The sequence below is a fragment of the Aerosakkonema sp. BLCC-F183 genome (genome assembly GCF_041929145.1).
Lineage (GTDB): Bacteria > Cyanobacteriota > Cyanobacteriia > Cyanobacteriales > Aerosakkonemataceae > Aerosakkonema.
Genome location: NZ_JBHFNU010000117.1, coordinates 1 through 7,062 on the forward strand (window position 1 = coordinate 1; position 7,062 = coordinate 7,062).

Here is a 7,062-nt window from a genome sequence, read left to right on the forward strand (position 1 = left end):
ATGGAAAGAACCGACCAATCTCAAGGTAGGTTTTTCCGTCTTTTTCAGCTTTGTACTTTAACTGTCTGGTGAATTCCGACCACCCACAATCGCTAATCGCTTTCGCTAAATTGTGGTTTTTCACCATGTTTTTGACCGCAAGATTCTCCACAACGATGACTTGGTTTTCGTTCACCAACTTGCGAGAGAGCTTGTGCTGGAAGTCTTTGCGAGTGTTGGCAATCCGCTCATGCACTCGCGCCACAATGCGCCTTGCTTTGGCCCAACGTTTTGATTCTTTTTGCTTGCGAGATAACTTCTGTTGCTGGCGTTTCAGGTTGTTCTCTCGCTTTTTAAGCGGCTTGGGATTGTCAAACTTAGAACCGTCAGACGTAATGGCAAAATGAGTCAACCCTACATCAACTCCAATCGCTTTACCCTGACTGCTTCTTTGAGGCTCCGGCAGTCCATCATCAAAGAGTAGAGAAGCATAATATTTACCCGTTTTGCTCATGCTGACGGTAACAGTTTTCAGCTTGCCATCAAAAACACGATGAAGTTTTGCTTTGACCTCACCAATTTTAGGCAGCTTAATCGCTTCATCCAGTAGCTTGACGTGCTGTGGATACTGGATTGACTGCTTACCATGCTTACTCTTGAAGTTGGGGTATTTGGCTCGTCCCTCAAAGAAGTTGATAAACGCCTGAGATAGGTTCAGGGACACAGACTGAAGAACTTGAGAATAACATTTAGCCAACCAAGGAAACTCTTTTTTTAGTTCTGGTAGTCGGTCGTTATACCCCTGCCTTGACAGCCCCTTTCCAGTTGCCTTGTAGGTTTCGTTGTTTAGGTTCAAAGCGTAGTTCCACCACCACCTAGCACAGCCAAACGCTTTCGATAAAGCTACTTGCTGCTCAGTAGTTGGATAGACTCTGACCTTAACAACGTTTCTCATACTTTAAGTTTAGCACAAAAAAGATTAATGGTAAGCCCGATAGATTATTGTCAATCTGCGCGGCATCGAACCGCTTGATTGACTTGCCTTTCATCCCCACCCACAAGGGGATAGGGAGTTCCCGGCAATCCCATTAAATAAGACGAGCAAGGGGACGACCCCTGCTCTCGCAACAACCGCCCTATGTGCTGAAAATGACCCATCTGCACCAAATTTACTCTCAGTAAATCTTTTGCTTGTGATCCGAATCACTTATATTTGTTACATCCAATCACGTTATCTACAGTAAATACATCACTAAATTTTAATATTATTATCACATTTACATTAACTCATCTATCACTGAGATCTCCCAATCAATGCCGGATATTATATAGTGTTCAGTTCAGGTGAATGCTATGGGTTCTCTACTTAAAATTATAGGCGTATTTAGCTTAATTGTGGGAGTTCAATTTGTATATGTCGAATCCAGCTTAGCAACGATAAGCTCCAGCAAAGGGATGCAACTAGAAAACTACGAGCCTCCCAATCAAGGTTGCCCCGACTCTAGCCAAGGTGCCGGAACGCGCTAAGGACTAATGATAAATTAATAATTATTATTTGTTCCCGTTCGGTTTATGATTAGCTACTGGTATATTATCCTCATCTCAAATATTTAAACAAGCCGCTACAGCATCGCCAATTTATAAATTGATATTCAACTGATTTCGCAGCGTTGACAGGGGCGTTTCCCATAAAGTATTCCACTGAATTCCAAATAAAGGTTGCGCTTGTTTTCCTAGCAACCAACCCTTGACTAAAGCATCCATATATTGATGAGAAATTTCTACATTTTGCAGTGCGGCTTTGAACAAATTTTTGCAAAGCAGTGCCAGCCAAAAACGGGAAGCAAAAAGTTGCGCCACATAAAATGCTTCTAGTTCGATTTCTCCGGTAATATTTGTGTTGCTGCCTGTGACAACGTGCCAGATATCGTGAGTTTCAGTTATATGCCACATCAAAAAAGAGCGATCGTCATCCGGCATATTGCTCGGTTTTAAAGGAGTCAAACCGTTTTTGAACATATGATTTGCGAAAAGATAACCGAGCGTATTTTCCGGTAACTGATGAAGTTGTTGTAGATCGACATCCCCTAAAACCGGGCGTTGCTCAAACGCTTGCTTTCCTTGTGGATGGCGAGAAAGAAACTCCACCATCAGATCCAAACTGTAAGCATCTTTAGTGGCGTTTGACAAACGTCGTATACTCCCGAATTCTCCATCAGGAGCCTTGACAAGATCCAGAAAACTTTCGATTAACTGGGTTTCCCACTCCTGTTGTACACTGTCTGCAATGTGCATTTGATTTCTACCATAAATAATATCCAAATTGATTTTAACCTACTTAATGGCGTTGCCAAATTTGAATCGTACCGTCCACACTGCCAGCCACAAGCATTTGACCGTTGGGGCTAATGGCAACGGATATGAGAGAACTAGCTGAATCTCCACTAAGACTGCACACCTCAAAACCTGTTTCTAAATGCCAAATCTTGAGCGTACCATCTGCGCTACTGCTGATGATATTTTCGCGATCGGGACTGAAGATAACAGATGTAACTGCACCTGTATGACCGATGAGAGTGGAGATGCGATCGCGAGTGCCCAAATCCCATAATTTGATTGTTCGATCGGTACTGGCGCTGGCGAACAGAAGCCCATTGGGATGAAAAGCGATCGCGCCAATTGCACCGACATCCTCGCTCAAAGTGTGCAATAGCTGTCCGGTGTTCCAATGCCAAAATTTGATGTTTCCGTCCGCACCACCACTAGCAAGCAACTGTCCGTCCGGACTGAAAGCGATCGCACTCACCGCTCCTAAATGACCTGTGAGAGTGTATATTTGTTTTCCCGTTGCCAAAGACAATACTTTGATCGTCTGGTCAAAGCTGCCGCTGGCAAGGGTTTTGCCATCTGGACTGATAGCCACAGAACGCACCGAGCCGCTATGCTCCCTAAAAGTATCTATCCCTACACCTGTTTCTACATCCCATAACTTAACGGTAAGATCCGATCCTCCGCTAGCAATTATTTCAGCTTTTCGATTGTGGGTATTCGTCGTATAACAAGCGTAAGCAATGCTATAAACTACGCCTGCTTTTTCCGAAATTATCCGGATTAATTCCCCAGTGTGCAAGTTCCAAATTTTAATTCTGCCATCAAAACTGCCGCTGGCTATTTTTTCTCCATCCGAACTTATCGCCAGAGCAGCTACCCAGTCAGAATGTGCTGTTATAGTTTGCACGCAACTCCAACTTTGTGCAGTTGGTTGATTGATAAGTGGCGAGATAAGTTGAGAAGGTTCGCTCTTGTTTCGCTCGGAAGTTTTCCCATCCTCGCTTTCTTCCTTAATCTGTTGTGCCAGTTGAATATTTAATATTTCCTGCTTTAGTTCGTCCAGTTGGTTTTGCAACCAATAACAATCACTTTCCCAGCTTTGCGATCGCTCGTTCGTTCCTGCTGACGCAGTTTGGTTTTCTTGTTGAATATTTAAAATTTCCTCTTTTAGCTGATTGATTTCGTTTTGCAGTTCCAAATTACTGCTAGCTTCTGGAGATGTTTTTTCCAGTCGAATCGCTAAGATTTCTTGTTTTAGCTGATTAACTTGATTTGACAGTTCTAAATAAGCACTGGCGTCTGGAGATGATTTGGCCAAAATCCCCGATATTTGTTGTTTTAGCTCATCGATTTGACTTTGCACTGCCAAATCAACGCTAGCTTCTGGAGATGATTGCGACTGTCGAATCGCTAAGATTTCTTGTTTTAGCCGATCGAGTTGACTTTGCACTTCCCAATCAACGCTAGCTTCTGGAGATGATTGCGACTGTCGAATCGCCAAGATTTCTTGTTTTAGCCGATCGAGTTGACTTTGCACTTCCCAATCAACGCTAGCTTCTGGAGATGATTGCGACTGTCGAATCGCTAAGATTTCTTGTTTTAGCTCATCGATTTGAATTTGCAAGCTATAAGACTCGCTTTCCGAGCTTAACCTTTCTTGCCTAGTCTGTTTTTCCAGTTGAGGTTCTTGTACTTGCGCTTTTAGTTCATCGAGCAGATTGGAAATAGCCGAGATGCTTTGAGAAAATTTTTCGATCGCCTGTTCTAAATTCTCTACCCTTGTCGAAAGCGAAGAATTGTTAAGGTATTGCACAACACTTCTGAGAGACTCCTGCAAACTGGCATACTGTTCCCGCAGATCGGCGACATCTCGATAAATGGGATTGAGGTTAGTCCTTACAGACGAAGCCACAACCTGTTGCAATCGATCGGACTGCAAGGGAACGAATTCTGGCGAAGAAGGTAAAGAGCCAACTGAGGCGTAAAAAGATTCGATATCCCCGGCAATTTGTCGCTGAAAGCGAGTAATAGCAGCACTGGTACTCTGTTTGGTTTGGATTTCAGAGCGACGGCGAACGATCGAGTTCAGGATCGCCAACACAGATAGCGGTATAGCCACATAGACGATCTGTCCGCCGATCGCAGCTATGATTGTCCCAGCCACCGAGCCAGCCAGGAAAACATATTCCGCAATTTCTAACCGACGATAGTTGTTAACCATTCAACAGCTGTAACTCGTCCTTCCATTTGAATGATATCAGTCTCTCCGCACAGAGGTATGTTTAGACAAGAGTAAGTTTTCCAATTCGATCCCACCAGTCTACTTTCCCAGTCGAGCGAGAAGTATACCCATCTGGACGGCGATCGTTCCCAGTATTGCACTGCCTGCCCAGTAAAGACCTGCTGCCAAATAAGTGCGCTCGCGCAGTAGGTTCATCGTATCTAATCCGTAGGTGGAAAAAGTAGTATAAGCGCCTAAAAATCCGGTTGTTATCAACAAACGCACTTCTGGAGAAATATTTGCTACCCGTTCTAATGCCAAGGTGGTAAAGAAACCCATCGCCAAACAACCGGTAATGTTGATAAAAAATGTCCCGTAGGGAAATCCCGTCCCGAAGCGTTGCGCGAACCACAATGTTATGTAATAACGACACAACGCACCTGCGATCGCTCCCGAACTAATCGCTATGGGAACCCGAATGTTAGGATCTTGTAACATTTGCCAACCTTTGCCAAAATTTTGAGTTTTTAGTTTTGAGTTAAATGGGCTCTTTCGGAGTAGTTACGATTTTGTTCGTTTATGAACTTTTTTCCTTTTTTTCTGGAGCCCCTCTGCCATAGTAAGTGCCGAGAGCCTAGCGATTTCCCGAATCAGCCTGGTGCGTTAAACCGTACCTGTGAGTGGGCGTTCGCCGTCGTCGCACTCGATCTGGGTTGAGTAGAATGAAACAAAATATCACAAAAAGCCATTGCGTAGATAGATGTCTAAATGAATGTAACTGGGAGTAGCGTATGAATCAATTTAAAACAGTTGCTTTATTGGGTTTGTTAAGCGCTCTGTTAATTACGATCGGCTACTGGCTAATCGGTGGCTGGACTGGTGCGTTTATAGGGATTGCTCTAGCAGCTGTCACTAATCTGGGTTCTTGGTATTTCTCCGATCGAATCGCGTTAGCTGCTTATGGTGCCCAGCCAATTAGCTACCAGCAAGCACCCAATTTGTATCAAATGGTGCAAAAACTGTGCGATCGCGCTGGTTTACCCATGCCAGGAGTATACATCGTTCCCAGTCCAGCAGCTAACCTCATGAATGCGCGGGTGACGTAGGTACGAAGTCACCCAATAGATGTAGAGGATAGTCTATCAATCCATTCTTCTACCATCTGGGTGACAGTCTTTTCTCTTTCCGCAGCGATTGCTCTCAGTTTGTTGAGACGCTTTTCAGATAGTCGAATATGTAGGTTTTTGCCTTTCATGTTGTGTTGTCGATGCGAACACAATAATGCTAACATGATATGCAAGGAGGGCAACAATGAGAACCGCTTACCAGTACCGATTACGTCCAACAAGACACCAAGCCAAAAAACTAGACAGGTGGCTGTCAATGCTGTGCGCTCAGTATAATTTTTTGTTGGCTGATAGGTTTAATTGGTGGGAGCAAAATCGTTGTTCTGTTAATGCTTGCCCTCTTGTATGTCATTTGCCTGAATTGAGGGATAATCCCGATTATTTCAGCCAAAAGAAGACGTTACCTCAACTTAAGAAAACTCATCCTTGGTATGGCGAGATTTACTCACAAGTCCTTCAGGATGTAGTCAAGCGAGTGGAGGTAACTATGAGCAGATTTCTCAAAGGTGATAGCAACGGCAAGCGAAGCGGCAAACCTCGATTTAAGACTCGTAATCGCTATCGTACTTTCACCTATCCGCAGATGAAAGAAGGATGCTTACGGGGCAATCTGATTAACTTACCGATGTTTGGCAAGGTCAAAGTTGTCTTGCATCGCCCTATCCCAGATGGGTTCAAAATTAAAACCGCATCAGTTACAAAGAAAGCTGATGGTTATTACCTGACACGAAAATGCTGGTTTGTTGGTGCTTCCAGTAAGCGCTCACAACACCTCACAAGATTGTTCCAATTGCGGTGAGAAAGTACCAAAAAAGCTGCACGTTCGTTGGCATAGTTGTTCATGTGGATGTGAACTAGACCGCGATCGTAATGCAGCTATCAATATCAAGAATAGAGCGGTAGGGCATTCCGTTCTTAAAGCCAAACGCCTCCTAAGCAATAGCCGGATTGGTTTGGAAGCCCACACTATATCCGCTTCGGATTAGTGTGGGAGATGTCACCTACAGTATGTGGTTTTCCGGCGGGCGAGACGATCGCGATGGCCCCAATCCCTTGGGGATGTTGCTGACTGTAATTCTCGCGCCGATCGCAGCGACTGTAATTCAGTTAGGTATCTCTCGCACAAGGGAATTTTCTGCTGATGCCGGCGCAGCCAAACTAACTGGAAATCCTCGCGCTTTAGCCCGTGCATTACAACGTTTGGAAGCTGGTGCTAGGCAGATGCCGATCGAAGGCAATCCCGCTTTTGAACCGCTTTTGATTACTGGGGGGGAGACAACAATCGGTCAACCCCTTACTGCGTGCGGGGTTGACCGATTGTTGTCAAAAAAAAATAGGTCTGCTATTCTCAAGTAGACCTAACTAATGAAAAAAATGAATTTAATACCTTCATTTTACACCCAA

Annotated in this window: 9 protein-coding genes; 5 read left to right on the forward strand and 4 right to left on the reverse strand. The window is 44.4% G+C overall.

Features of this window, described 5'->3' with window-relative positions; genetic code table 11:
• Nucleotides 1–934, reverse strand: a 934-nt coding sequence (locus ACE1CD_RS34550) for an RNA-guided endonuclease InsQ/TnpB family protein (protein WP_374792542.1), incomplete at its 3' end; no start/stop codon positions are given.
• 398 nt (nt 935–1,332) lie between these two features.
• Here ACE1CD_RS34550 and ACE1CD_RS34555 point away from each other — a divergent pair.
• Complete coding sequence (locus tag ACE1CD_RS34555; protein WP_374792544.1) at nt 1,333–1,506, forward strand: hypothetical protein; 174 nt, start codon at nt 1,333–1,335, stop codon at nt 1,504–1,506.
• A gap of 111 nt (nt 1,507–1,617) precedes the next feature.
• Here the strand turns inward: ACE1CD_RS34555 and ACE1CD_RS34560 are convergent, their stop codons facing one another.
• The 3 genes from ACE1CD_RS34560 to crcB all read right to left on the reverse strand — a co-directional run bounded on the left by ACE1CD_RS34560 (nt 1,618) and on the right by crcB (nt 5,029).
• Nucleotides 1,618–2,274: a Coq4 family protein gene (locus ACE1CD_RS34560; protein WP_374792546.1), complete on the reverse strand. Its 657-nt coding sequence runs from the start codon at nt 2,272–2,274 to the stop codon at nt 1,618–1,620.
• Nucleotides 2,275–2,317: 43 nt separating this feature from the next.
• Entirely contained in the window at nt 2,318–4,531 is a 2,214-nt protein-coding gene (locus ACE1CD_RS34565) for a hypothetical protein (RefSeq protein WP_374827661.1), read from the reverse strand.
• A gap of 99 nt (nt 4,532–4,630) precedes the next feature.
• Nucleotides 4,631–5,029 (reverse strand): fluoride efflux transporter CrcB, encoded by a 399-nt coding sequence (gene crcB / locus ACE1CD_RS34570; protein ID WP_374792548.1) that lies wholly within the window; start codon nt 5,027–5,029, stop codon nt 4,631–4,633.
• 293 nt (nt 5,030–5,322) lie between these two features.
• Between crcB and ACE1CD_RS34575 the strand changes: the two genes are divergently transcribed.
• The 4 genes from ACE1CD_RS34575 (at nt 5,323) to ACE1CD_RS34590 (ending at nt 7,014) form a co-directional block, all read left to right on the forward strand.
• Nucleotides 5,323–5,637 (forward strand): hypothetical protein, encoded by a 315-nt coding sequence (locus ACE1CD_RS34575; RefSeq protein ID WP_374827662.1) that lies wholly within the window; start codon nt 5,323–5,325, stop codon nt 5,635–5,637.
• Nucleotides 5,638–5,842: 205 nt separating this feature from the next.
• The gene (locus tag ACE1CD_RS34580) at nt 5,843–6,457 is read left to right on the forward strand and encodes an RNA-guided endonuclease InsQ/TnpB family protein (protein ID WP_374827663.1); all 615 of its coding nucleotides are present in this window, start codon (nt 5,843–5,845) and stop codon (nt 6,455–6,457) included.
• A complete protein-coding gene (locus ACE1CD_RS34585) occupies nt 6,405–6,644 on the forward strand; it encodes a zinc ribbon domain-containing protein (protein ID WP_374827664.1) in 240 nt (79 codons plus the stop codon). Before ACE1CD_RS34580 ends, ACE1CD_RS34585 begins: the two co-directional genes overlap by 53 nt.
• On the forward strand, nt 6,607–7,014 hold the full coding sequence (locus ACE1CD_RS34590; RefSeq protein WP_374827665.1) for a M48 family metalloprotease: 408 nt from the start codon (nt 6,607–6,609) through the stop codon (nt 7,012–7,014). Before ACE1CD_RS34585 ends, ACE1CD_RS34590 begins: the two co-directional genes overlap by 38 nt.
• Nucleotides 7,015–7,062 lie beyond the last annotated feature (48 nt).